This window comes from Pseudomonas sp. AC255, assembly GCF_979258175.1.
On record NZ_OZ409841.1, the window covers coordinates 2,524,434 to 2,549,480 of the forward strand.

Sequence of the window (25,047 nt, forward strand, 5' to 3'; positions counted from 1 at the left end):
CATGACTGAAAACCTGATTGAAATCCGCAACCTCAATGTCGCCTTCCATGGTCAGACTGTGGTGCGTGACCTGTGCCTGGATATCCGCCCCGGTGAGTGCCTGGCTCTGGTCGGCGAATCGGGCTCGGGGAAATCGGTGACCGCGCATTCGATCCTGCAACTGCTGCCTGAGAGCGAGGCGCAAACCCGTGGCAGCATCCGCTATCGCGGGCAGGAGTTGCTCGGTGCTGATCCGAAGGTCTTGCGCGAGCTGCGCGGCAATCGCATCGCCATGATCTTTCAGGAGCCAATGACCTCGCTCAATCCATTGCACACCATTGAAAAGCAGATCGGCGAAACCCTGTTGCTGCACCGCGGCCTCGGCGGCAAGCAAGCGCAGCAGCGCATTCTCGAATTGCTCGGACTGGTCGGCATTCAAAAGCCCAAGGAACGGTTGAAAGCCTATCCGCATCAACTCTCTGGCGGGCAACGGCAACGGGTGATGATTGCCATGGCCCTGGCCTGCGAACCGGAGTTGTTGATTGCCGACGAGCCGACAACGGCACTGGATGTCACCGTGCAGCGCAAGATTCTCTTGCTGCTCAAGTCCCTGCAACAGCGGCTCGGCATGTCGCTGCTGCTGATCAGTCACGATCTCAATCTGGTGCGCAGCATCGCGCAGCGGGTGTGTGTGATGAAGGCTGGCGAGATCGTCGAGCAGGCACCCTGCGAAACCCTGTTCACCGAACCCAAACACCCTTACAGCTGCGTGCTGTTGAACGCTGAGCCGGAAGGTGAAGCCCTGCCCCGTGACGAACGTGAAAATGTACTGGAAGTCGCTGACCTGCGCGTCGATTTCCAGGTCGGCGGCGGGCTGTTCAGGCGCAAGCAGTATCTGCGCGCAGTCGATGGCATCAGTCTGAATATCCAGCGCGGCAAGACCTTGGGCATTGTTGGCGAGTCCGGTTCGGGCAAGTCGACGCTGGGTCAGGCGATCCTGCGCTTGCTGGATTCCGAGGGCAGCATTCGCTTTCAGGGAGAAGCGCTGGACGGCCTCAATCAAAAGCAGCTGCGGCCGTGGCGGCGGCAGATGCAGGTGGTGTTTCAGGACCCGTTTGGCAGCCTGAGCCCGCGCATGTCGGTGGCACAGATCATCAGCGAAGGCCTCGAAGTGCATTTCGAGTCGACGGCCAATGAGTGCGATGAGCAAGTGATTCGCGTGCTCAGGGAAGTTGGCCTCGACCCCGAGAGCCGCCATCGCTATCCGCATGAATTTTCCGGCGGCCAGCGCCAGCGCATCGCCATTGCCCGGGCGTTGGTGCTCAAACCCGCGCTGATTTTGCTTGACGAACCGACCTCTGCGCTCGACCGCACCGTGCAGAAACAAGTGGTCGCCCTGCTCCGTGATTTGCAGGAAAAATACGGTTTGACCTACCTGTTCATCAGCCATGATCTGGCGGTGGTACGCGCGTTGGCGCATGACATGATCGTGATCAAGGACGGTCAGGTGGTCGAGCGTGGTGCCAGTCACGACGTGTTTGACAACCCGCAGCATCCCTACACCAAAGAGCTGTTGGCGGCGGCGCATCCGGGGTAGGTTTTTTCTGCTAATTCGCGGCGCGGCATTCGCGAGCAGGCTCGCTCCCACATTGGAATGCAGTCCCCTGTGGGAGCGAGCCTGCTCGCGAAGGGCCGGTACCGGCAACAAACAATCAGGACCAGCCTCCATGAACACCACCGAAAGCCTCAAGGACTACCAACGAGTCCGCACCCTGGCGATCCGTTCGCTGTTCGAGATCATCGAGCAATCCAGCGAAGGCACGGTGATTGTTGACCGCGATGCGAATATCGTCTGGATGAACGAACGCTACGCCCGGCGCTTTGGTCTCGATTCAGCGGCAGGCGCTATCGGCAAACCCTGCGAAAGCGTGATCCCCGGCAGCCTGCTGCGCGAGGTGGTGCGCACCGGTCGGCCGATTCTGCTGGACATGCAGGACACGCCAAAGGAGCCGCTGGTGGTGATGCGCCTGCCGATCCACGACGATGCCGGCAGCGTGATCGGCGCCATCGGTTTTGCCCTGTTCGACGAGTTGCGCACGCTGTCGCCGATGCTCAAGCGCTACCTGAGCATGCAGGAGGAACTGGCCTCGACCCGCTCGCTACTGCGTGCGCGGCAGACCAAATACAACTTCGCCCACTTCATCGGTACCAGCGCTGCCAGCCTCGAAGTCAAACGACGTGCGCGACGAAGCGCCAGCGCTGATTCGCCCGTGTTGCTGCTGGGAGAAACCGGCACTGGCAAAGAGTTACTCGCACAAGCCATTCACAGCGCTTCGCCGCGCGCACACAAAGCCTTCGTCAGTATCAACAGCGCGGCAATTCCAGAGGCGCTGCTGGAAGCCGAATTTTTCGGCACGGCACCCGGCGCCTTCACCGGCGCTGACCGCAAGGGCCGCACCGGTAAATTACAAATCGCTCAGGGTGGCACACTGTTTCTCGACGAGATCGGCGATATGCCGCTGCCGCTGCAAAGCAAACTGCTGCGCGTGTTGCAGGAAAAGGAGTTCGAGCCGGTCGGATCCAATGAAGTGATTCAGAGCGATGTGCGCGTAATCGCCGCGACGTCGACGGATTTGCAGGCGGCGATCAAGCGCGGCGAATTTCGCGCCGATTTGTACTACCGCCTCAATGTGCTGCCGATCCAGGTGCCGCCGCTGCGTGAACGTCTCGACGATTTGCCGGCGCTGAGCGAGGCGATTCTCGAAGAGCTGCGCAGCCAGCATGAACTGCACCGCGATGCGCTGGCGTTGCTCGGCCAGCATGCCTGGCCAGGCAACATCCGTGAGTTGCGTAATGTGCTGGAGCGGGCGGCGTTGCTCAGTGATGATCTGATGCTGACCGAGCAGGATATTCGCGGCGCGATTGGCACGCTTACTCCGGTTGAGCGAACGTCCGAGCAAAGCACGCACGCGCCCGCTGGGGAGACATTTGCACAGGCGCGGACGCGGTTTGATCGGCAGTTGATCGAATCGACCCTGGCGCAATGCGCGGGGAAAGTACCGGAGGCTGCGGTTCGGCTGGGTCTGGGGCGGTCGACGCTCTACAAGAAAATGGCTGCGCTGGGGATTGCCGAGTCTACATAAAGAGATATCGAATCTCTGTATGAAGACAAAACAAAAGCTTCGCGAGCAGGCTCCGGCCCATTCAAAGAAAATCTCAACTAAGAGACAAAAACAGCTTCGAGAACTCGACCGAGATCTAATTTCCTTATATTTCAAACAGTTAGAAGATTGGCACAAATCTCGCTAACCCACTCTCCACACCCGTTTCACCCACAAAAATAACAATCCTGGAGAGACACACCATGAGTGTGATCATTGCCTTGGCAGCCCTGACGCTGCTGATGCTCGCCGCTTACCGTGGCTACAGCGTCATCCTCTTCGCCCCGATCGCCGCCCTCGGCGCGGTGCTGCTCACCGATCCGTCCGCCGTTGCCCCCGCGTTCACCGGGGTGTTCATGGACAAGATGGTCGGTTTCATCAAGCTCTATTTCCCGGTATTCCTGCTCGGCGCGGTGTTCGGCAAGCTCATCGAACTGTCGGGTTTCTCACGCTCGATCGTCGCCGCTGCGATTCGCCTGCTCGGCACGAAACAAGCAATGCTGGTGATCGTGCTGGTGTGCGCCCTGCTCACTTATGGCGGCGTGTCGTTGTTCGTCGTAGTCTTCGCCGTGTATCCGTTTGCAGCGGAGATGTTCCGCCAGAGCAATATCCCCAAACGTCTGATCCCGGCGACCATTGCCCTCGGTGCATTCTCGTTCACCATGGACGCCCTGCCCGGCACGCCGCAGATCCAGAACATCATTCCCAGCACCTTCTTCAACACCACCGCATGGGCGGCGCCGTGGCTGGGGGTGATCGGCACGATTTTCGTGTTCTGCGCCGGCATGCTGTTTCTGCAGCGCCAACGCAACAAGGCGCAACGTGCCGGCGAAGGCTACGGCACTGAACTGCGCAACGAACCGGAAACTGCCGAAGACCTGAAACTGCCCAACCCGTGGATTGCCCTGTCGCCATTGCTGGCCGTGGGCATCATGAACCTGCTGTTCACCCAATGGATTCCGCAGTGGTACGGCAAGACCCACAGCCTCGCACTGCCGGGCATGGCCGCGCCGGTCACTACCGAAATCGCCAAGCTCACGGCGATCTGGGCGGTGCAGGCGGCGTTGCTGGTCGGCATCCTCATGGTGCTGGCGTTCGGCTTTAAGGCGATTAAAAGCAAGCTCGCCGAAGGCAGCAAAAGTGCGGTCAGCGGTGCGTTGCTCGCGGCCATGAACACCGCGTCTGAATACGGCTTTGGTGCGGTAATCGCTTCGCTGCCGGGCTTTTTGGTGCTGGCCGACTGGCTCAAGCAGATTCCCAATCCGTTGGTCAACGAAGCGATCACCGTGACGCTGCTCGCCGGCATCACCGGTTCGGCCTCGGGCGGCATGAGCATTGCGCTGGCGGCGATGTCCGAGCAGTTCATCAGCGCGGCGCACGCGGCGAATATCCCGCTGGAAGTGCTGCACCGCGTGGCCGCGATGGCCAGTGGCGGCATGGATACCCTGCCGCACAACGGCGCGGTGATCACCCTGCTGGCGGTGACCGGATTGACCCACCGCGAAGCCTACAAAGACATTTTCTGTATTACGCTGATCAAGACCCTCGCGGTTTTCGTGGTGATCGGCACTTTCTACGCCACTGGTATTGTGTGAGGTATTCATGACCACTCTTTCCGGCAAGACAGCTTTGGTGACCGGCTCCACCAGCGGCATCGGCCTGGGCATCGCGCTGACCCTCGCAAAGGCTGGCGCCAACCTGATTCTCAATGGCTTCGGCGATGCTTCGAAGGTGATCGCCGAAGTCGCTCAGTTCGGCGGCAAGGTCGGCCATCATCCCGCCGATGTCAGCGACCCGGCGCAGATTGCCGACATGGTCGCCTACGCCGAGCGCGAGTTTGGCGGCGTCGACATTCTGGTCAACAACGCTGGCATTCAGCACGTTGCGGCGGTAGAAGAGTTTCCGGTTGAGCGCTGGGATTCGATCATTGCGATCAACCTGTCATCGGTGTTCCACAGCACCCGTTTGAGTCTGCCGGGCATGCGCCGCAAGAACTGGGGGCGCATTATCAATATCGCCTCGGTGCATGGCCAGGTCGGCTCCACCGGCAAAGCCGCGTACGTTGCCGCCAAGCATGGCGTGATCGGCCTGACCAAAGTGGTCGGGCTGGAAACCGCGACCAGCAATGTCACCTGCAATGCGATCTGTCCGGGCTGGGTGTTGACGCCGCTGGTGCAGAAGCAGATCGACGATCGCGCGGCCAAGGGGGTCGATCCGCAGCAGGCGCAGCATGATCTGCTGGCGGAAAAACAGCCGTCGCTGGAGTTCGTCACACCGCAGCATCTGGGTGAGTTGGTGCTGTTCTTGTGCAGCGAAGCCGGCAGCCAGGTGCGCGGCGCGGCGTGGAATATTGATGGTGGCTGGCTGGCGCAATAAACACCTGGCCATTGTGGGAGCGAGCCTGCTCGCGAATGCGGTTTATCAGACACAGTTCGGGATACTGAGACAACGCTTTCGCGAGCAGGCTCGCTCCCACAGGGAATGATCTCCCTGGCCTGTACGAATCCGATAAGAAGAGGCAAGCCCATGTCCGACATCCTCTGGCAACCCGACACCCAGCGTATCACCGGTTCGCGTATGGATGCCTTCCGGCGCGATATCAATCAGCGGCATTCGCTCAAGCTCGACGGCTACCCTGCCCTGCACCAATGGAGCATCGATCAGCGCCCGGCGTTCTGGCAGGCGATCGTCGATTTCTTCGACATCCGCTTCCACACTCAGCCCGACGCCGTCTTGCGTGAAGGTGCAGAAATGCCCAGCGCCGAGTGGTTCCCCGGCGCGACCCTGAACTTCGCTGAACACCTGTTGCGCCGACGCGACGATGCCGTGGCCGTGATCGCAGTTGCAGAGAATGGTCAGCGCGAACAACTGACCTGGGCCGAGCTGGCCGAACAGGTCGCCGGGTTTCAGGCGAGCCTGCGCGCGGCGGGCGTTGGCCGGGGTGATCGCGTGGCGGCGTGCATGCCCAACACCTGGCAAACCCTGGTGGCGATGCTGGCCACTACCAGCCTCGGCGCGATCTGGTCCTGCTCGTCGCCCGATTTCGGCACCCACGGCGTGATCGATCGCTTTGGCCAGATCGAACCGAAAGTGCTGCTCACCTGTGCCGGCTATCAATACGCCGGAAAAACCCTGGATCAGACCGCCAAGCTCAACGAAATCCTTGCACAACTGCCGTCACTGCAGCAGTTGATCATCGTCCCGTACGCTCGCCCGCAAGCTCGCATCGAGGATTACCGAACCCTAGCCGATGTCTGCTTCTGGGAAGATTTTTATCAACCCGGTGGTGAACCGGATTTCACCCCGGTGCCGTTCAATCATCCGCTCTACGTGCTGTACTCCAGCGGCACCACTGGCGTGCCGAAATGCATCGTCCACAGCACCGGCGGCGTGCTGCTGCAACACGTCAAGGAACATGGTTTGCACTGCGACCTCGGTCCCGGTGATCGCTTGTTCTACTACACGACCTGCGGCTGGATGATGTGGAACTGGCTGGTCTCGGCACTCGCAGTGGGCAGCGCCGTGGTGCTCTACGACGGCTCGCCGTTCCACCCGGATCACCAGCGCCTGCTCGACCTGATCGACGATGAACGCATCAGCGTGTTTGGCACCAGTCCGAAATTCCTCGCGACGCTGGAAAGCAGCGGCGCCAGGCCACGGGAAAGCCATGATTTGAGCAGTTTGAAAACCCTGCTGTGCACAGGCTCGGCTTTGTCACCGCAAAGCTACGATTTCGTTTATCGCGACTTCAAAACCGAGGTGTGTCTGGCCTCGATGTCCGGTGGCACCGACATCGTTTCGTGCTTCGTCAATGGCAACCCGCTGTCAGCGGTACGTCGCGGAGAAATCATGGGCAAGAGCCTGGGCATGGCCGTCGAGGTGTGGAACGACGCTGGCCAGCCGGTGATCGGTGAGAAAGGTGAACTGGTCTGCACGCGGCACTTCCCGGCGATGCCGATCGGCTTGTGGAATGACCCCGACGGCACAAAACTGCACCAGTCTTATTTCAGCCAGTTTCCCGGCGTCTGGGCACAGGGTGATTACGCCGAGCAAATGCGCGATGGAGCGATGATGATCCATGGCCGTTCGGATGCGGTGTTGAATCCGGGCGGCGTGCGCATCGGCACGGCGGAGATTTATCGGCAGGTCGAGAAAATCAGTGAAGTGCTGGACAGCGTCGCCATCGGTCAGCAATGGCAGGAGGATGTGCGCGTCGTGTTGTTCGTGCGTTTGCGCGACGGCGTCGAGCTGGATGAAGGGCTTGAACAGCGAATCCGCGAAGTGATCCGCGCCAATACCACACCCAGGCATGTTCCCGCACGCATCGTCGCAGTAACCGATATACCGCGCACCATCAGCGGCAAAATCGTAGAGCTGGCGGTGCGCGATGTCGTGCATGGGAGGCCAGTGAAAAATACCGATGCACTGGCCAATCCCGAAGCGCTGGAGCAGTTTCGGGATCGGCGCGAACTGGCCATGACCGAAGTTATTCAACACTGAATTTCGTCTGGCGCAGCCTCAATTCAGCTGTATTACAACTTCACCGGTGAGGGGCTGATCTCCACTGGCTTCGATCGCTGCGCGCATGATGCTGAGATTCAGCGAAAACAACGCTTCGTTTGTTTTCAACAAACTGAGCAAGGCAATGACGAGCATCAGCGAGTCTGCATTGAGGAGCGCTTGAGCACTTTCGTGAAAACTGCCAGTGATAGGCTCAGACCGGGGCAAGCGTCCCTTTGCCAAGTTTAGTAAAGGCGCCACATCCAAACCGACCTTACCATCTCGGGTCGCCCCCTCGGCAGTGATCAGACTGGTCTTGGCGGGGTTGACCCGAATCATTTCGTGGATGAGATCATCAGCGATTTCGCCGTAACCTGTCAGGCTGAATCGCTGGTTGAAGTTACGTGTATTGACCGTCATGTACTGAACACGCTTTTTATCTGTAGCTCCTGCGCTCTTCCATTTGCTGTAATCGAATGGATTTACCTCAATGACGCCATCATCTAGTTTCAGGCTATCCAACAGGAAATTACTGGCGGACGTTCCGCCGAAATCCAGCCTGATGGCGCTTAGCAGATTGGACAATTCGTCACGCGCCGCCGCGGTACTGCCAAAAAACAATCCAATCGTGGGGTCGGTTTTGAAATTCAGCGCCGGCGCGCCCAGCACTTCAATTGCGCTGTCTATTTTGAAACGGGCCAGTGGCAGACTGCGCTCGAGAATGTGAGCTGTAAAAACACCCGGAACCGGTTTCTGCAGTAATGGCAGACTAAACTTCTCTTGCAGGTCGAAATTGACGAGTCGTTTTCCCCACGGCTTACCTAGCCGATTGGCCGCGTACCACTCACTGCTTTTCTTGATGGCACAGACATTGAAAGAAGACGCGGTGCTTCCAAGCGGGCGCCACCTCCCGAAACCAACATCGGTAGCATTCGCCAGCTTGTGAAATTCCCGCGCCGTACCGGTCAGTCTGCTCATCTGGACAACGGCAGATTCCACGACTTTTGCGCCCGACGCGCCCAAATGCATGACGCTTTTGAACAATGCTTTCGACGCTTGGTATCCAGCAGTTGGCAATCCATCAATCGGATTGAAAGTCGAGACTGTCAGAGAAATGCCAAACCTGACGAGGCTGCCGATTTTTGCCGTCAACGAAACTGTTTTGGCTGCGATATGCAGAATTTTAGCCGGGGCACCCAGTACAGTGAAGAAAATACCGATAGCATCCATCGTGCACGCGTAAATTCCGTCAACCACCTGATTTCTATTTCCGGAAGCCAAGTCTTCGATACATTTCTTGAACGGGACACACAGGTCAATAATATACGTCAGCACCTCGTTATAAGTGTTCTCCACACGCTCTTTATCAGTGTATTCGGTGAAGACTTCCCTGAAATCCTGGAGGCTGCCCAATGGTCTGTTCTTCACAACAAATTGGGCAATATTTTCGATATGCTCATTTACGAAAAACTGATAATGATTACGAACGACCCGCGACGCAGAAGTCGGAGCGATAACAGTGCCAAGTTTCTCTATAACCATAATCCCAGAAGCATTCGGCGACGGCTTTTTTCCGACAATGTAGCTATCGAAATCAGTTGGAACGTTATGCGTGGGGGGCAAAGGGAAAAATGCATCATCGGGCTTCCCTGTATATTCAACCCTTCCAGGCATGTTCATTTTTTGGGTATAAATAATCAATTTGCCTAGCTCATCGTTTCTTCTGCACTCTCCCAGCAAGGTAAACATTTCATAGCATAAAGTCTGATTATTCCCGAAGGAAGCTATCATAATTACACCGAACCGCCCCACCGCCTGGTCTTTCTTGAGCTGAACTTCGATATTTTTGGGCGGCTGATTACCCGCGCCGACCAAGTTATAATTAGCCGATGACGGATAGTAAATCTCTGCAACCGAAGGACGTACAGTAAAAAACGTGATCTTGCTTGAGGCAAAGATATCTCGATCGGCTCGAGGCATTCCTGCTATCGCCAGCTTTATGTTTGAAGCCATCGCCTTATGAATATTGCAGTGATAGCTAACGAGCTCAGCTTCGAATGCTGGTTTGATGGCAGGCAAGGCCAAAAGCTGCGGATACTTATCGAAAATGCCGGGCTCTTTATTCCAATCCCATGTTCCGGACGCCAGCAACCCTTCGATATGAAGATCAAGCATCGACACTCTCATTGCAGAATAAGTCTCAGGACGCAAAAGAGGTTGTTCAATAACATCAAAATCAGCAACCGCCTGCTTCAATGCAGTCATCGCCAGTCGTTTCCGATTGGGCGGAGCCGCCCCAAATGCCTTGATTCCCAAAACAATATCATCCACGTGCGTTTTATACGCATTCAAAGCGTCTTGAGCTGCTGTAAGAGCAGACGTGCTCAGTTGCTCATGAGTGATGACTTCATTCATCAATGCCCAGTCAATGATAGGGTCGATCGCAGTAATACCTTGTAGCTCCCCCAGTACCGGGCTGACCGTTTCCATGCTTGCAAATTTCATGACTTGTTCATATGTCATGAAGCGAGAGACGCCTCGACAATTGATCTCGATAAAGCTCACCGCCTGGCAAAACGTCACCCAGCCGATCGAGCCAGCGTAAAGCTCTTGGGGCAGATTTTTAACCAGGAGACAAGGCGCTACATGAGCCAGGAGCAGGTGGGAAGCGAGAGGAATAATCGAGTGCGAATGGCCCTTTGCTACAAGGTAAGCCTCAAAATTTTCACGTATGGCATATAACGGCCTATCAGCCATGGTGCTCGAATCGTATATATCAAAGGTTCCGATGCAGTTGCGCTTACCAGTAACGCCTATGGATGAATCCAACTGCAAAATTATTGCGGTGAGCAATACCTGAGCTAGATCGTCACCACTGATTTCCTCGGAATCCTTCGCCCCCCACCAGTCCAGTGCAATGACGTATTCCTTGGCAATTTTCTGCGACGCTGGATGACGAACCAGCATTGCAACGACCTCGTTAGCGCTGTCCCAATTAACGGTAGTAACGTTATACGGTCTGACGCTTCTGAAGATTGTGTTAAGTAGATTCTCATTCGCAGGGAAAAGTTTACTCGTCACCGCGCGAATCTCTGCACACTGCTGTGGTGTCAAGGTGATCGACGTATCATTTAGCCCAGTTATCTGCCCCCAGTAATTACCAAAATCATCTCCTTCAGGCCACTTCCACTCCAAAAAGCCAATCAAGCTTTCCAGTTTTTCTCTGTCATCCGGCACGTTGAACCCGTGAAAACGCAACCACTGCGACAACAGCACTGCGTTATCAAGGTGAACGAATCCACCAAGACCTGCTGCAATAGCAACTAACTTCTCGAACTTCTCATTCGCGTCGGGATTACTCTTGACGTTATCCGATACATCCATCCACCCTTCATGAGTAACGTATATGTGAATTTCACCCGAAGACGTAACTCTACTGTAGGTGCCAGAACCGAGTAAGCTCATCAGATCCTGAAGCATCTCGCTGGCCGGTTTCTGTAAACGTCCAAAAGAGGATTCAGGCGAGAGCCAGATGATCTTTTGGTCGTCGTTTGAAATATCCCGCGCAACGTCTTCCGGAGCTTCAACAAGAAATCTTTTCAACTGACCTAGAAGTGCCATTCGTTCTAATTCATCTGCGGCAGAACAACGCACATTATCGGCAGCGCTCAATTTGGAAAGAGCACCTGCACCACATCGATTTTTCATTTTATTGACCTGTTTATTTACATGGACTTGCTATCGAGATCGCAAATCTAATAAAAACAGGCGAAACCACAACTAACCAAGTATTAGTCTAGATTTCAAACATCTATCACCTGACCGCTCAGCCGCCTACAGACACGACAACTTACTCCACCAACCCCCAATCCCCTGTCGATGCTTTTTCGTTGATTGGAGAATCAAGTTTAAGCTTGATGCCTAACCGTAAGTTGTTTGTCGAATCCGCGTTTTTCAAAGCTTCTTCTACTGTAATAACACGCGCAAGGACTAACTGTAACAGTGCAGCATCGAATGTCTGCATGCCTGAGTCTTCGGATTTCTCCATGATACTTTTCAACTCAGCCAACTCATTGCGACGGAGCGCATCAGCGACAGTCGGCGTACCTAATAACACTTCCACGGCCGCCCTGCGCTGGCCGTCGACAGTGCGTACCAAGCGCTGCGAGACAAATGCTTTCAGGTTGTTGCCCAATGTCTGCAACAGCTGCTCGCGCTTCTCCTCGGGAAACATATTGATGATGCGATCCAGCGCCTGATTGGCGTTGGTCGCATGTAATGTCGACAACACCAGATGCCCTGTATCGGCAAACGAGAGCGCGTGCTCCATGGTTTCGCGGTCACGGATCTCACCAATCAGGACGACGTCCGGTGCCTGGCGTAAAGTGTTCTTCAGTGCAGCATGAAAGCTGCGCGTATCGACGCCAACCTCACGCTGATTGATGATCGAGCGCTTGTGCCGATGGATATATTCGATCGGGTCTTCGATGGTAACAATGTGTCCGGCACTGTGACGGTTGCGATGATCGATGAGCGCCGCCAGGGAGGTCGACTTGCCCGAACTGGTAGCGCCGACAAAAAGAATCAGGCCACGTTTGAGCATCACCGTTTCCAGCAACACCGGCGGCAGTTTCAAGTCTTCGAACCGTGGGATGTCGAGCTTGACGTTGCGGATAACGATCGAAACGTCATTGCGCTGCTTGAAAATGTTCACCCGGAACCGGCCGACGCCCGTTCGGGAGATTGCCAGGTTCATTTCAAGATCCCGGTCGAACTCACGGCGCTGCTCGGCGTCCATCAGGGAGGTGGCGATGGCCGCGGTTTCGCCAGGTTTGAATGGCTGATCGCTGAGCGCCGTCAGCACACCATCAATGCGAGCGCTCGGTGGTGCGCCGGTGGAAAGGAAGAGATCCGAACCGTTTTTTTGCGACAATGTTGACAACAGTGCATCGATTTCCATGGCTGAAAGCACCCGCGAAGCATTGAATGAGCAGATTTGGCCTACGCTTGGCGCGGCTCCTGCAACAATGATAGACCCCGTCTCACCGAACCACGCTCAGGATTGAAACATGAATGCTGTACCCACCACCGATGACGCCCAGGCCCTGATCGCCCGCACCGACTGGAGCCGCAGTCCGCTGGGCGCCGCCGGCACCTGGCCGCAGAGCCTGCGCACGGCGGTGGACATCGTGATTCATTCGCCGATGCCGATGCTGCTGTTGTGGGGGCCGCAACTCACGCAGATCTACAACAATGGCTTTGCCCTGCTCGCCGGCAGCAAGCATCCCGAAGCCTTCGGCCAGCCAACGCATGAGATCTGGCCGGAAGTGCGGGATTTTGCCGAGCCGATCTACCAAGCGGTGCTGCAGGGCCAGGTGCGCAGCTTCAGCGAGCAGCGGTTCAGCGTGCAGCGGGACGGCAAAAAAACCGATTTCTGGCTGGATCTGACCTACAGCCCGATTCGCGATGAAACCGCACAGGTCGCCGGCATTCTGATCACTGCCATTGAGACCAACGAACGCCGCCGCATTGCCCTGGAATTGCAGCGCCGTTCCGAGGAAAGCCTCAAGGCTCAGCGCCAGTCCGAAGAGCGTCTGCAACTGGCCCTCGCCGCCGCCGACGCCGTCGGTACGTGGGACTGGGACATTGGCGAAGACCGATTCATTGCCGATGCGCATTTTGCCGAACTGCATGGCGTTGATCCGAGCAAGGCCGGGCAGTTGCCGATCAGCGAATATATGCACGGGGTGCACCCCGAAGACCGCGCAATGGTTGCGCGCGGCATCAAGCACTGCATCACCCACGGCACCGAGTACGCTGAGGAATATCGCTTGTTGCAGGCCGATGGCACGCTGCGCTGGGTGTTCGCGCGGGGGCGTTGCTACAAGGATCATCATGGTCGGCCGATGCGCTTTCTCGGCGCGGCGCTGGACCTGACCGAACGCAAACACACCGAACAAGCGCTGCGTCAGAGCCAGACCGAATTGCAGTTGATCATCAACGCCATGCCGATCCTGATCAGCTATGTCGACGCCGAAGAACGTTTTCGCTTGAACAACGCAGCGTATCTCGACTGGTACGGCCTCACACCGCAAGAGTTGTACGGGCGCAAGATTCGCGAAGTCATCGGCGAAGAGGCGTATTTCCTGCGTGCACCGTACATCGCCGAAGCGCTGGCCGGACGCGCCTGTTCCTTCAGTTTCTATACCCCCCACCGCGACGGCAGCACCCGTCACGCCCTCATGAATTATCTGCCGCGACATGGTGCGGACGGTGCAGTGAACGGCTTCTACATCTTTGTCATCGATGAGACCGAGCGCAAGAAAACCGAAGAAGCCCTGCGTAATCTCAACGAGACCCTCGAAGAGCGGGTCAGCGCGCGCACCGAGCAACTGGCTCAGGCCAACGAGCGTTTGCATAGCGAGATGTTCGAACGCGAGCGCGCCGAAGATGCCTTGCGCCATGCGCAGAAGATGGAAGCCGTCGGCCAGCTCACGGGGGGCATCGCCCACGACTTCAACAACATGCTCACCGGCATTATCGGCAGTCTGGACTTGATGCAGCGCTACATCGCCAATGGTCGTGCCGACGAGATCGGCCGTTTTACCGAAGCGGCCGTGTCATCGGCCAATCGCGCGGCGGCGCTCACGCATCGATTGCTGGCGTTCTCGCGGCGCCAGTCGCTGGACCGCAAGCAACTGAACGTCAATGAGCTGGTGCACTCGCTGGAAGATCTGATCCGCCGCACCAAAGGCGATCCGATCGACCTGCAACTGCGCCTGCCCGAAGACGTTTGGCCGGTGAGCACCGACGTCAGCCAGCTGGAAAATGCCTTGCTCAATCTGGTGATCAACGCCCGCGACGCGATGCCCGAAGGCGGCACGTTGCTGATCCAGACTGCCAACGTCTACCTCGACAGCAGCGACATCACCATTCTCGAACCGGTCAAGGCCGGGGAATATGTGATGCTCGCGGTCAGCGATAACGGCACCGGCATGACTCCGTCAATTCGCTCCAAAGCGTTCGATCCGTTCTTCACCACCAAGCCGATCGGCCAGGGCACCGGGCTCGGGCTGTCGATGATCTACGGTTTCGCCCAGCAATCCGGTGGTCACGTCAGCCTCGACAGCGTGCCGGGGCAAGGTACTTGCGTGCGCCTGTACTTGCCGCGCTTGCTTGAGCCGGCGCCGGAAACCTCATCTGTGAAGAAAGCCGAACCGATTGCTGCTTCATCTTCTGGCGAAACCGCAATCGTGGTCGAGGATGACGCGGCGGTGCGCATGCTGGTGCTCGATCTGCTGAGGGAGCTGGGCTACAAAACCTTCGAAGCGGCAAACGCCAAGATCGCCCTGCCCTTGTTCGAGTCCGCGCAACGTGTCGATCTGCTGGTCACCGATGTCGGGCTGCCCGGCATGAACGGTCGCCAGTTGGCGGAAATTGCGCGCCAGCATCGTCCCGGCCTTAAAGTGCTGTTCATGACCGGTTACGCGCAGATTGCTGCCGAGCGCCAGGGCTTTCTTGAAGAGGGCATGGACATGGTCGCCAAGCCTTTTGTCCTGGAAGTGTTGGCGAGCAAGATTCGCAAGTTGAGCAAACCGACCCCGTGACTTGAGGCATAATCGCGCGCCCCGCTGTCCCCCCGTTATCAGGTATTGCACGATGAAAGCCCAAGCCCGCCACATTCTGGTGAAAACCGCCGAAGAGGCCGAACAACTCAAACAGCGCATCGCCAAGGGCGAAGCATTCGATGTGCTGGCGAAGAAGTTTTCCACCTGCCCGTCCGGCAAACGCGGCGGTGATTTGGGCGAAGTACGCCCAGGACAGATGGTCGGCGCGATTGATGCGGTGATTTTCAAGAAACCACTGCGCACCGTGCATGGGCCGATCAAGAGCAAGTTTGGTTATCACCTGGTGCAGGTGTTTTATCGGGATTGATCGCTGCTCGCTGTAGGAGCTGACGAGTGCAACGAGGCTGCGATCTTTTGATCTTGCTTTTGCGGATCCAGATCAAAAGATCGCAGCCTTCGGCGGCTCCTACAGGTATTGCATTTCAAGTTCGGGGGATCAGCGCCCCTGGCACCTGTATCACCTGACTGGCCAATTCATGTCCCGCTTGGGCCGCCTCTGCCGGGCTGCCGCCGAGCAAGCGCCGGGCCAGATATGCCGCACTGAACGAATCCCCCGCCGCCGTGGTGTCGACAACCTTGTCGACCTTTTGCGCCGGCACCTCAAACGCCTCCCCCTGACAACGAATCAGGCACGCCTCGGCGCCACGCTTGAGCACCACTTCTGGCGTGCCAATCTGCGCATACGTCGCAAACACCTCAGCGCAATCGGCAAACCCGAACAACGCCTGTTCGTCATCCACGGTGAGCAACGCCAGATCGACATAGGGCAAGACGCTGCGATATGCCGCGCGGGCCTCTTCCACAGAAGCCCACAAGCGTGGGCGGTAGTTGTTGTCGAAAACGATGCGCGCATCGCGCTGCCGGGCTTCGCTCAACGTCTTGATCAGGCGGGCACGGCCTTGCATGCCAAGTACGGCGAGGGTGATCCCGCTGAAATACAGCACGTCGTAGTCCGGCAAGGCCGCGAGAATCGGCTCGGCCGCAGGGGTAGTGAAGCAATCGCGTACCGCCGCTTCGTTGCGCCAGTACAGAAAGCGCCGCTCGCCGTTGGCGTCGGTCTGTATGCAATACAAACCGGGAAGCCGACCGGGCAAGCGCTGCACCAGATCGAGGCCGATGCCTTCGCTGCGCCAGATCTGGCACATTGCGTCACTGAAACTGTCATCGCCCAGCGCGGTAACGTAATCGACTTGCGCCTTGTCGCCCAGGGCGCGGGACAGGTACACGGCCGTATTGAGGGTATCGCCACCGAAGCTTTGCTGCAGACTGCCGTCGGCACGTTGTTGCAGTTCGATCATGCATTCGCCGATCAGGGCGATGCGCGGGGTGTAGGGCCCCAGAGGGCTGAGCGTGGTCATCTGGTAAGGTCTCTGGTCGTTCGGTGGTGGCTGTTGGGGCGTCATCGCTGGCAAGCCAGCTCCCACAAAGTCAAGGTGAACATAAATTGGGTAATCACCTCCGGCCCTGTGGGAGCTGGCTTGCCAGCGATTGGCCGCGCCTCGGTCTCAAGCCTTAGAAACAAGTCTCCATGGTCTCGATGACCGCCAACTGCTCATCCACCAGCAACCCAACACGCCATTTGTCAAACGTCAGGCACGGATGCGAAGTACCAAAGGAAATGATGTCGCCAACCCGCAGTTCTACACCCGGCGCCACGGTCATGAACGCATGCTGATCCATCACCGCCGTGACCTTGCACGCACCGATATCATCACCTGTCGCCGGCACCACACCGGCCTTGTAGCGCAACAACGGCACCGGCAAACCGGCGTCGAATGCGACGTCGCGCTTGCCCAGGGCGATCACCGCGAAACCCGGTTCCGGCAGCGACTGCACATGAGCCCAGACTTCCAGCGCCGGGCGCAGGCCTTCGTGCAGATCGCTGCGACGGTCGAGCACGCAGCACTGCGCCTCTTTGTAGATACCATGGTCGTGGGCCACGTAACTGCCCGGGCGCAACACACTGAGGAAGCGGCCAGCGGCGTTCTGGGTTTCGAAGGATTCGGCGATCAGGTCATACCAGGCTGAACCCGATGCGGTGATGATCGGTTTGGCAATGGCGAAAGCGCCGCTGTCCTGCAGCTGCACCGCCAGGCGCACCAGCGACGCGGCGAACTGGCGAATGCCACTGACCGCATGATCGCCATGAATCACGCCTTCGTAACCTTCAATGCCGGTCAGCGCCAGCGCCGGTTGCGCATCGATGGCCTTGGCCAGCTCGATGACTTCCTGCTCGCTGCGGCACCCGCAGCGCCCGCCGACCACGCCATATTCGATCATCACGTTGAGCTTGACCCCACGGGAAGCGAAGTAAGCCCCGAGGTCGGCAACGTTGTCCGGGTGATCGACCATGCAATAGAAATCGAACGTCGGATCGGCGAGCAGATCGGCAATCAACGCCATGTTAGGCGTGCCGACCAATTGATTGGCCATCAGCACCCGCCGCACGCCGTGGGCATAAGCCGCGCGGGTCTGGGTAGCGCTGGCGAGGGTGATGCCCCAGGCGCCGGCGTCGAGCTGTCGCTTGAACAGTGCCGGGGTCATGCTGGTTTTGCCGTGGGGCGCGAGTTCGGCGCCGCTGTCGCTGACAAATTTCTGCATCCAGCGAATGTTGTGCTCGAGCGCCTCGCGGTGCAGCACCAGCGCCGGCAGGCTGACATCGCGGGTCAGTTGCGCGCCGAGGGTGGCGTCGCCTTTTTCTACGGCAGAGTTGATGGCAGTGGTCATGGTCCAGTCCTCACAGTCGCGGCCGCAGGCAGCCGCGGTTATTCGTTGATACGCCGGGCGAGGCTGTTGGCGCTCTCGATCAGCACCCGGCGATAGTCGTTGTAATTGTTTTTTGCATCGGCCCGTGGGGCGACGATGCACAACGTGCAAATGGCCACGCCTTGCGGGTCTTTCACCGGCGCGGCGAAGCAATGGGTGAAGGTGTCGGCGACGCTGTCGAAGGAGAAGAAGCCATCGATACCGGCCTGACGAATCTCCGCCAGAAAGCGTTCCAGTGGCAGACGTTCGCCGTCGGGCAGGATGTAGTCGTCCTCGTCGATCAGGTCGATGATCTGCTGATCGCTCAAATGCGCGAGCAGCAAGCGCCCGGAGGCGGTCCACGGGATCGGCGCGTTTTCGCCGATATCCGATGAGATGCGGAAATGCCGCTCGCCCTCCTTCATCAACGCCACCGTGTATTTGCGCCCATTGAGCAGGCACATCTGCGCAGTTTCGCGGGTCTGGCTGACGATCTCCTGCAAGGCGTGATCGGCCTCGCGGCTGAGGTCGAAATGGCGCAGATGCGCTTGGCCGAGGAAGTACAACTGGCGGCCGAGATAGACGTGGCCGTCCTTGCCCACCGGTTCCAGAATCCGCCGCTCCAGCAAGGATGCGACCAGCTCGTAGACCGTGGATTTCGGGCCGCCGATGCCGTTGGCGATGTCGTTGGGGCGCAAGGGCTGGCCGATTTCCTTGAGAAAATCGAGGATATCGAACGCCCGGTCCAGACCACGTGCCCGGCGCTTGATGGTGTCTTCGGTCATGTCAGTGGTTTCCATTCAAAGTCGCCGGGAGTTTACCGAGAGTCCAGTGTCGCCTGTTACATCGCTTTCGCGAGCAGGCTCGCTCCCACAGGAAAACGCATTCCAAATGTGGGAGCGAGCCTGCTCGCGAAGAGGGCTGCACTTGTTTCAGGCCTTCTTCTTGTAGGCAATGCAGTCGATCTCAACCTTGCAATCAACCATCATGCTCGCCTGCACACAGGCCCGCGCCGGGGCGTGTTCGGGTTTGAAATACTCGGCGAAGACTTTGTTGAAGCTGCTGAAATCCCGTGGATCGTCCAGCCAGACGCCGGCGCGAACCACGTCCTCAAGGCCATAACCAGCCTCTTCGAGAATGGCGATCAGGTTCTTCATGGTCTGGTGGGTCTGTTCGACAATGCCACCAACGATGATCTCGCCATCCACCGCCGGTACCTGGCCGGACACATGCAGCCAACCATCCGCTTCAACAGCGCGGGCGAATGGACGAGGCTGGCCGCCGGCGGCGGTGCTGCCGGTGCCGTAACGCGTAATGCTCATGGGTGTTTCTCCTGATTGCAAAAGTGCAGATTCAAAACCGCGTGCTTTTGAGAAATTCTGCCAGACGCGGCGATTGCGGGCGTTCGAACAGTTCCTTGGGAGGCCCCTGCTCTTCGATTCGCCCTTGATTCATGAAAACGATCTTGTCCGAGACCTCGAAAGCGAAACGCATTTCGTGGGTCACCAGCAACATGGTCATGCCGTCCTCGGCCAGCCCCTTGATCACGTTGAGCACCTCGCCAACCAGTTCCGGGTCGAGGGCCGAGGTGACTTCGTCAAAGAGCATCAGGCTCGGGTTCATCGCAATGGCCCGGGCGATGGCTACGCGCTGTTGTTGACCACCGGACAACTGACCGGGAAAGTGATTGCGCCGCTCCAGCAGGCCGACACGCTCCAACCATTTTTCGGCAAGCACCACGGCTTCGTCCTTGTGCATCTTCTTCACCTTGAGCAGGCCCAAGGTGACGTTCTGCAACGCGGTCAGGTGCGGGAAGAGGTTGAATTGCTGGAAGGCCATGCCGGTCATCGCACGATGACGGGCAATGACCTTTTCCGCATGGCGCACACGTTTACCGTTGACCTCGTCATAGCCAATGGATTCGCCGTCGAGCAGAATCTGCCCGCCCTGAAACTCTTCGAGCATGTTCACGCAACGCAGCAGCGTGGTCTTGCCCGAGCCACTGGAGCCGATCAGCGTAACGACGTTGCCGCGCTGCATGCTCAGGTCGACACCCTTGAGCACTTCCACCGCGCCGTACTGTTTGTGCAGGCCGCGAATGTCCAGCAGCGCCTGATTCTGTGAAGCAACTTGAGCTTGAGTCATGGCAAGGCCACCCGCTTTTCAATGTGCCGGCCGAGTAACTCGATGCCGTAGTTGATGACAAAGAACAGAAAACCGGCGAACAGGTAGAACTCCAGGGTCATGAAGTTTCGGGCGATGATCTGTTGCGTGCTGAGCAGCAATTCGGCGACGCCGATCACCGAGAGCAAGGTCGAAGCCTTGACGATTTCGGTGGACGAGTTGACCCAGGTCGGCAAAATCTGCCGCAGCGCCTGAGGCAACAGTACGTAGCCGAGGGATTGGTAGAACGTCAGGCCGATGGCTTTCCCCGCCTCCATCTGCCCGCGCGGCAAGGCTTGCAGCGCGCCACGAACGATTTCGGCGACGTGCGAGCCGCAGAACAGCGTCAGGCCCAGGGCTCCGGCCTGAAACGCGCTGATCTGCCAACCGAGCGCCGGCGCCATATAAAAGCAGGCCAGCACCAGCACAAACACTGGCGTGCCGCGAATCAGATCGACGTAAAGCCGAAACGGCGCGCGCATCCAGAATCTGCCGTAAGTCAGGACCAGGCCGGCAACCACGCCGAGCATGGTGCCCAAGACGATGGCCAGCGCCGAGACCTGCACACTGGTCAGAAAGCCCTGCCACAACGGCTCGCGGGCGAGCCACAATTCATGCAACCAACTGGGAGATTGGTACATCGCAGCCTCCTATCGGCGGATCGCCAGACGCTGCTCGAGGTAACGCAGCAGCATGGCAATGAGGTAACAGGCCGCGACATACAACGCCGTGGTCACCAGCCAGGTTTCGATCACCCGGTAGGTCTCGACGTTGATCTTGCGCGCGTAGTAGGTCAGCTCCGGCACCGCAATCGCAGCCGCCAGCGAAGTGTCCTTGAACAGCGAAATGAAGTTGTTCGACAGCGCCGGCAGCACATTGCGCAGCATCACCGGCACGGTGACGTAAGCCTTGACCTGCCATTCACCGAGACCGATTGCCAGCCCGGCTTCGCGCTGGCCTGTGGGAATGCTCAACAAGCCGCCACGGAAGACTTCGGTCAGGTACGCGCCGGCATACAGCGACAGCGTGATGATGAACGAAGGAATCTTGTCCAGACGAATGCCAAGGCTGGGCAGTGCGAAGTAGATCAACAGAATCAACACCAGGATTGGCGTGTTGCGCACCACCGTGACGTACACCGAGGCCAGCACCCGCAAGGCGCGATGTTTGGAGAGCAAGGCAAACGCCATCAGCAGGCCGATAACGCAGCCGATGGCGATCGACACCAGCGCCAGCTGCAAGCCCAGCCCGAGCCCTGCCAGCAAGGTGTCGAAATCGCGCCACACGGCGGCAAAGTTCAACTGATAATTCATGGTCAGCAGTACCTTGAGCGGGGCGACTGAAATCGCCCCACTCTCACGGGATCATTTGAATTCGACTGGGAAACCGATCGCGGGCGACGGCAGATCGACACCGAACCATTGCTTGAAGGAGGCGGCGTAGGTCGAGAACTCAACCCCGGTCATGGCCTCATGCAGCGCGGTGTTTACGAAGTTCAGCCAGTCCTGATCGCCACGTTTGACTGCGCAGGCGTAAGTCTGCGGGCTCCAGGCATAGCTCGGGCTGCGGTAGCGGCCAGGGTTCTGCACCATCAGGTATTTGACCGACGACTGATCGGTTGCGGCGGCATCGGCACGGCCAGAGTTCACTGCCTGATACATCAGGTCGACGCTGTCGTACTGATCGACCTTGGCCTTGGGCAATGCCTGATGCACCAATTCTTCGGCGTATACGTTTTGCAGCACCGCAACGGTAACGTCATCGCCCGCCGCCTGCAGGTCTTCGATTTCCTTGTACTTGCTGTTATTCGGCAACAGCAGGCCGACGCCTTCGCGGTAGTACGGCAGAGTGAATGCCACTTGCTGGGCACGGCTGGCGGTGACGGTGATGAACTGGCAGCTCATGTCGACCTTGTCGGTCAGCAGATTGGGAATCCGCGCATCGGACGACTGCACCACGAACTCGACTTTACTCGGGTCGTTGAACAGTCCCTTGGCCACCATCCTGGCGATGTCGATATCAAAACCCTGCAACTTGCCGTCCGCGCCCTGAAAGTGCCACGGCGCGTTGGTGCTGCCGGTGCCCACGATCAACTTGCCACGGGCGAGAACACTGTCGAGCTTGCTGTCGGCCGCCTGGGCCAGACCCATGACCGAGGAAGAAGCCGCAAGGACAAAAACACACGCTTTGAACAACGAAGGATGGCGACGCATGGCAAGCACTCCACAATAGTGTTTATTCCGCTATACCGGAACACGGTTTGTTACTACGGAATAGACAGCAGAAAGTGTGCCACAGGAATCTCGTGAAATCTGTAACTGCGTTGAACGCTTTTGGAATCAACAAGATATGGTTCCTGGACCAAAGGGTTTGGCCCAACCAGGAGCGAAGGAAACACCTGACAAAGCCAGGAAAGGGGTAATGCGTTCCCAACTTGGGTCAGATCGCGCCGTTGTGGTGCGAATCAGGGTGACAGTTGAGCAAAACCCGGTATCAGCGCTTTAGCGCCTGCCTGTAGACATCACCACCCTGCCGTTTCGCGACGGCTATCACCGTGACGACAGCACTTCTCGTGGTTACGCAGTCCACCTGTAATTTCTGACAGTAGACCCCGACATGCCTACTCCTTTAACGTCAAGCAACCTATCCGCTCGTTGAAAAGGACCCTTCGATGAACGTCACCAACACATCTTCCGCGCTGGCCCCGGTTTACCGCAAAGCCCTGAAAACCTGGCGTCCGGTCATTATTTATTTCGCCAATGAACATTGCCCCGCCTGCGAATGGGCCGGGCCGATCTTTCGGCAGATTGCCGAGCCTTACCGACTGCGCGCCAACATCTATATGCTCAACACCAGCCAATCGCCCAAGCACCCGAATGTCACGGGCACGCCAACAGTGCTGTTCTATAAAAACGGCAGGCTGCTGAAAAAGCTCAAAGGTATCGGCACTGAAGAAACCCTCGCACGGGATTTCGCCGTGCACATCGGCAAGACCAAAGCCCCCTTTGCCGCGCGTAAACGGAAGCATGATCTGCCTTGGCTGCGTCAGACACTTCGTACTTTGCGTACCGTTCCACGTGGACGCCTACGCCGGATGTTCTGAACGAGCCCAGAGCTGTGAAGTGCCTGCCAAATTGCCTTCGCGAGCAGGCTAGCTGCCACATTGAACCGCGTTGCAATGTGGCAGCTAGCCCGCTCGCAAAAAGGCCGGCACAGCTTTTAGAAAACGCAAGTATTACGCGGCAGCGCGCTCCAGCAACACCCGCGTCACCCGCCGCTCTTCCACCGCTTTGACAGTCAGTTGCCAGCCCTCGTATTCCAGTTGATCGCCGGTCATCGGCAAGCGATCCAGCAGACTCATCACCAACCCGGCCATGGTCTGATAGTCCTCCGTCGGCTCGGCATCGAAGCCGGTACGCTGGCGAACGCGAGCCAAGGGCAGCGCGCCGCTGACCAGAAACCCGCCGCGCTCCTCGACTACGTCCGGGCCTTCGATTTCGCTGGCATCGGGTAGTTCGCCAGCGATCGATTCGAGGATGTCGGTCATGGTCAATACGCCGACGAAATCGCCAAACTCGTTGACCACGAAAGCGATGTGGGTCGAGGCCGCGCGCATCTGCTCCAGGGCATTGAGGATTGAGTAACTGTCGAGCAGATTGACGGTCTTGCGAGCCAGATGCTCCAGGTTCGGCTCGTTGCCCGCCAGATATTCCTTGAGCAGTTCCTTCTTGTGTACGAAGCCCAGCGGCTCGTCCACCGCGCCATCGCGAATCAACGGCAAGCGCGAGTAGGACGAATGCATCAACTTCGTGCGAATGGTTTCGGCGTCATCCGCAAGATCAATCAGGTCAACGTCGGCGCGCACCGTCATCAGGTTGCGAATCGGCCGCTCCGCCAATTGCAGCACACCGCTGATCATCACCCGCTCACGACGGTCGAACAGCTCGGCCACCGGCGCTTCACCGTTGTCCAGCAGGTCGGAGATTTCCTCGCCAACCTCCTCCGCCGCCAGTTTGCGCCCGCCGAGCAGACGCATCACTGCATGTGCCGTGCGCTCACGCATCGGCCGCACGCCCTGCATCGAACGTTTGCGCCGAGCCCGGGCGATCTGGTTGAACACCTCAATCAGGATCGAGAAACCGATGGCCGCGTACAGGTAACCTTTCGGGATATGGAAGCCCAGACCTTCGGCGGTCAGGGCAAAACCGATCATCATCAGGAAGCCCAGGCACAGCATGATCACGGTCGGATGTGCGTTGACGAAGCGGGTCAGCGGCTTGCTGGCGACGATCATCAGGCCGATGGAAATGATCACGGCGATCATCATCACCGCCAGTTCATCGACCATGCCCACGGCGGTAATCACCGCGTCGAGCGAGAACACGGCGTCGAGCACCACGATCTGCGCCACGATCGGCCAGAACAGCGCGTAGGTCGTGTTGGTCGAGCGCTCGCCGACATGGCCTTCGAGGCGCTCATGCAACTCCATTGTCGCCTTGAACAGCAGGAACACGCCACCGAACAGCATGATCAGGTCGCGGCCGGAGAAGCTCTTGTCGAACACCTCGAACAACGGCTGCGTGAGCGTAACCAGCCAGGAAATGCTCGCCAACAGGCCCAGACGCATGATCAACGCCAGCGACAAGCCGATGATGCGCGCACGATCACGCTGATGCGGCGGCAGTTTGTCGGCAAGAATTGCGATGAACACCAGGTTGTCGATACCCAGCACCAGTTCCAGCACGATCAGAGTCAACAGGCCTAACCAGGCCGTGGGATCCGCTAACCATTCCATAAAACGTCTCGATCTCTCTTCAGTGAATTCAGGCAGCCGGACACGGCGAAGTGCAACGCGAAGGCTCAAGGGCCGC

19 protein-coding genes are annotated in these 25,047 nt (G+C 58.1%); 8 read left to right on the forward strand and 11 right to left on the reverse strand.

Translation table 11 applies throughout. The annotated features are described in order from the left end of the window. The first annotated feature begins 1 nt into the window (after window position 1). The 5 genes from ACZZ0K_RS11545 to ACZZ0K_RS11565 all read left to right on the forward strand — a co-directional run bounded on the left by ACZZ0K_RS11545 (window position 2) and on the right by ACZZ0K_RS11565 (window position 7,640). On the forward strand, window positions 2–1,576 hold the full coding sequence (locus ACZZ0K_RS11545) for an ABC transporter ATP-binding protein (RefSeq protein ID WP_258708080.1): 1,575 nt from the start codon (window positions 2–4) through the stop codon (window positions 1,574–1,576). A gap of 130 nt (window positions 1,577–1,706) precedes the next feature. Next, window positions 1,707–3,122: a sigma-54 interaction domain-containing protein gene (locus ACZZ0K_RS11550; RefSeq protein ID WP_258708079.1), complete on the forward strand. Its 1,416-nt coding sequence runs from the start codon at window positions 1,707–1,709 to the stop codon at window positions 3,120–3,122. Between the two features lie 221 nt (window positions 3,123–3,343). Continuing rightward, window positions 3,344–4,735: a GntP family permease gene (locus tag ACZZ0K_RS11555; RefSeq protein WP_016774505.1), complete on the forward strand. Its 1,392-nt coding sequence runs from the start codon at window positions 3,344–3,346 to the stop codon at window positions 4,733–4,735. 7 nt (window positions 4,736–4,742) lie between these two features. Next, window positions 4,743–5,516: a 3-hydroxybutyrate dehydrogenase gene (gene hbdH, locus ACZZ0K_RS11560; protein WP_071172267.1), complete on the forward strand. Its 774-nt coding sequence runs from the start codon at window positions 4,743–4,745 to the stop codon at window positions 5,514–5,516. A 150-nt stretch (window positions 5,517–5,666) separates the two neighbouring features. Beyond that, complete coding sequence (locus ACZZ0K_RS11565) at window positions 5,667–7,640, forward strand: acetoacetate--CoA ligase (RefSeq protein WP_258708078.1); 1,974 nt, start codon at window positions 5,667–5,669, stop codon at window positions 7,638–7,640. An 18-nt stretch (window positions 7,641–7,658) separates the two neighbouring features. Here the strand turns inward: ACZZ0K_RS11565 and ACZZ0K_RS11570 are convergent, their stop codons facing one another. Together ACZZ0K_RS11570 and ACZZ0K_RS11575 are read right to left on the reverse strand one after the other, a co-directional pair. Further along, on the reverse strand, window positions 7,659–11,348 hold the full coding sequence (locus ACZZ0K_RS11570; protein ID WP_463559109.1) for a hypothetical protein: 3,690 nt from the start codon (window positions 11,346–11,348) through the stop codon (window positions 7,659–7,661). A gap of 142 nt (window positions 11,349–11,490) precedes the next feature. After that, complete coding sequence (locus ACZZ0K_RS11575) at window positions 11,491–12,600, reverse strand: PilT/PilU family type 4a pilus ATPase (protein WP_056785248.1); 1,110 nt, start codon at window positions 12,598–12,600, stop codon at window positions 11,491–11,493. A 109-nt stretch (window positions 12,601–12,709) separates the two neighbouring features. Between ACZZ0K_RS11575 and ACZZ0K_RS11580 the strand changes: the two genes are divergently transcribed. Together ACZZ0K_RS11580 and ACZZ0K_RS11585 are read left to right on the forward strand one after the other, a co-directional pair. After that, on the forward strand, window positions 12,710–15,247 hold the full coding sequence (locus tag ACZZ0K_RS11580; protein ID WP_252885911.1) for a PAS domain-containing hybrid sensor histidine kinase/response regulator: 2,538 nt from the start codon (window positions 12,710–12,712) through the stop codon (window positions 15,245–15,247). Between the two features lie 52 nt (window positions 15,248–15,299). Further along, window positions 15,300–15,575 carry a peptidylprolyl isomerase gene (locus ACZZ0K_RS11585; protein WP_007912322.1) on the forward strand — a complete coding sequence of 92 codons (276 nt, stop codon included), beginning with the start codon at window positions 15,300–15,302 and terminating at the stop codon, window positions 15,573–15,575. Window positions 15,576–15,690: 115 nt separating this feature from the next. Here ACZZ0K_RS11585 and kdgK read toward each other — a convergent pair whose 3' ends face one another. From kdgK to ACZZ0K_RS11625, 8 genes are all read right to left on the reverse strand, one after another. Continuing rightward, window positions 15,691–16,626 carry a 2-dehydro-3-deoxygluconokinase gene (kdgK, locus tag ACZZ0K_RS11590; RefSeq protein ID WP_252883712.1) on the reverse strand — a complete coding sequence of 312 codons (936 nt, stop codon included), beginning with the start codon at window positions 16,624–16,626 and terminating at the stop codon, window positions 15,691–15,693. A gap of 154 nt (window positions 16,627–16,780) precedes the next feature. Continuing rightward, window positions 16,781–17,995 carry an amino acid deaminase gene (locus ACZZ0K_RS11595; protein ID WP_252887813.1) on the reverse strand — a complete coding sequence of 405 codons (1,215 nt, stop codon included), beginning with the start codon at window positions 17,993–17,995 and terminating at the stop codon, window positions 16,781–16,783. 38 nt (window positions 17,996–18,033) lie between these two features. Further along, a complete protein-coding gene (locus ACZZ0K_RS11600; protein WP_041478714.1) occupies window positions 18,034–18,798 on the reverse strand; it encodes an IclR family transcriptional regulator in 765 nt (254 codons plus the stop codon). Window positions 18,799–18,945: 147 nt separating this feature from the next. Then, window positions 18,946–19,335 carry a RidA family protein gene (locus tag ACZZ0K_RS11605; protein WP_016774497.1) on the reverse strand — a complete coding sequence of 130 codons (390 nt, stop codon included), beginning with the start codon at window positions 19,333–19,335 and terminating at the stop codon, window positions 18,946–18,948. A gap of 31 nt (window positions 19,336–19,366) precedes the next feature. Beyond that, complete coding sequence (locus ACZZ0K_RS11610) at window positions 19,367–20,158, reverse strand: amino acid ABC transporter ATP-binding protein (RefSeq protein WP_130911292.1); 792 nt, start codon at window positions 20,156–20,158, stop codon at window positions 19,367–19,369. Next, window positions 20,155–20,817, reverse strand: a complete 663-nt coding sequence (locus ACZZ0K_RS11615; protein ID WP_041478712.1) for an amino acid ABC transporter permease — start codon at window positions 20,815–20,817, stop codon at window positions 20,155–20,157. The genes ACZZ0K_RS11610 and ACZZ0K_RS11615 overlap by 4 nt, the downstream gene beginning before the upstream one ends. Before the next feature lie 9 nt (window positions 20,818–20,826). Then, complete coding sequence (locus ACZZ0K_RS11620; RefSeq protein WP_258708075.1) at window positions 20,827–21,489, reverse strand: amino acid ABC transporter permease; 663 nt, start codon at window positions 21,487–21,489, stop codon at window positions 20,827–20,829. Window positions 21,490–21,540: 51 nt separating this feature from the next. Then, on the reverse strand, window positions 21,541–22,389 hold the full coding sequence (locus ACZZ0K_RS11625; RefSeq protein WP_258708074.1) for a transporter substrate-binding domain-containing protein: 849 nt from the start codon (window positions 22,387–22,389) through the stop codon (window positions 21,541–21,543). A gap of 458 nt (window positions 22,390–22,847) precedes the next feature. Here ACZZ0K_RS11625 and ACZZ0K_RS11630 point away from each other — a divergent pair, with 458 nt between their 5' ends. After that, window positions 22,848–23,279 carry a thioredoxin family protein gene (locus ACZZ0K_RS11630; RefSeq protein WP_236168992.1) on the forward strand — a complete coding sequence of 144 codons (432 nt, stop codon included), beginning with the start codon at window positions 22,848–22,850 and terminating at the stop codon, window positions 23,277–23,279. Window positions 23,280–23,411: 132 nt separating this feature from the next. Here the strand turns inward: ACZZ0K_RS11630 and ACZZ0K_RS11635 are convergent, their stop codons facing one another. Then, complete coding sequence (locus ACZZ0K_RS11635; RefSeq protein ID WP_041478708.1) at window positions 23,412–24,971, reverse strand: TerC family protein; 1,560 nt, start codon at window positions 24,969–24,971, stop codon at window positions 23,412–23,414. Between the last annotated feature and the right edge of the window lie 76 nt (window positions 24,972–25,047).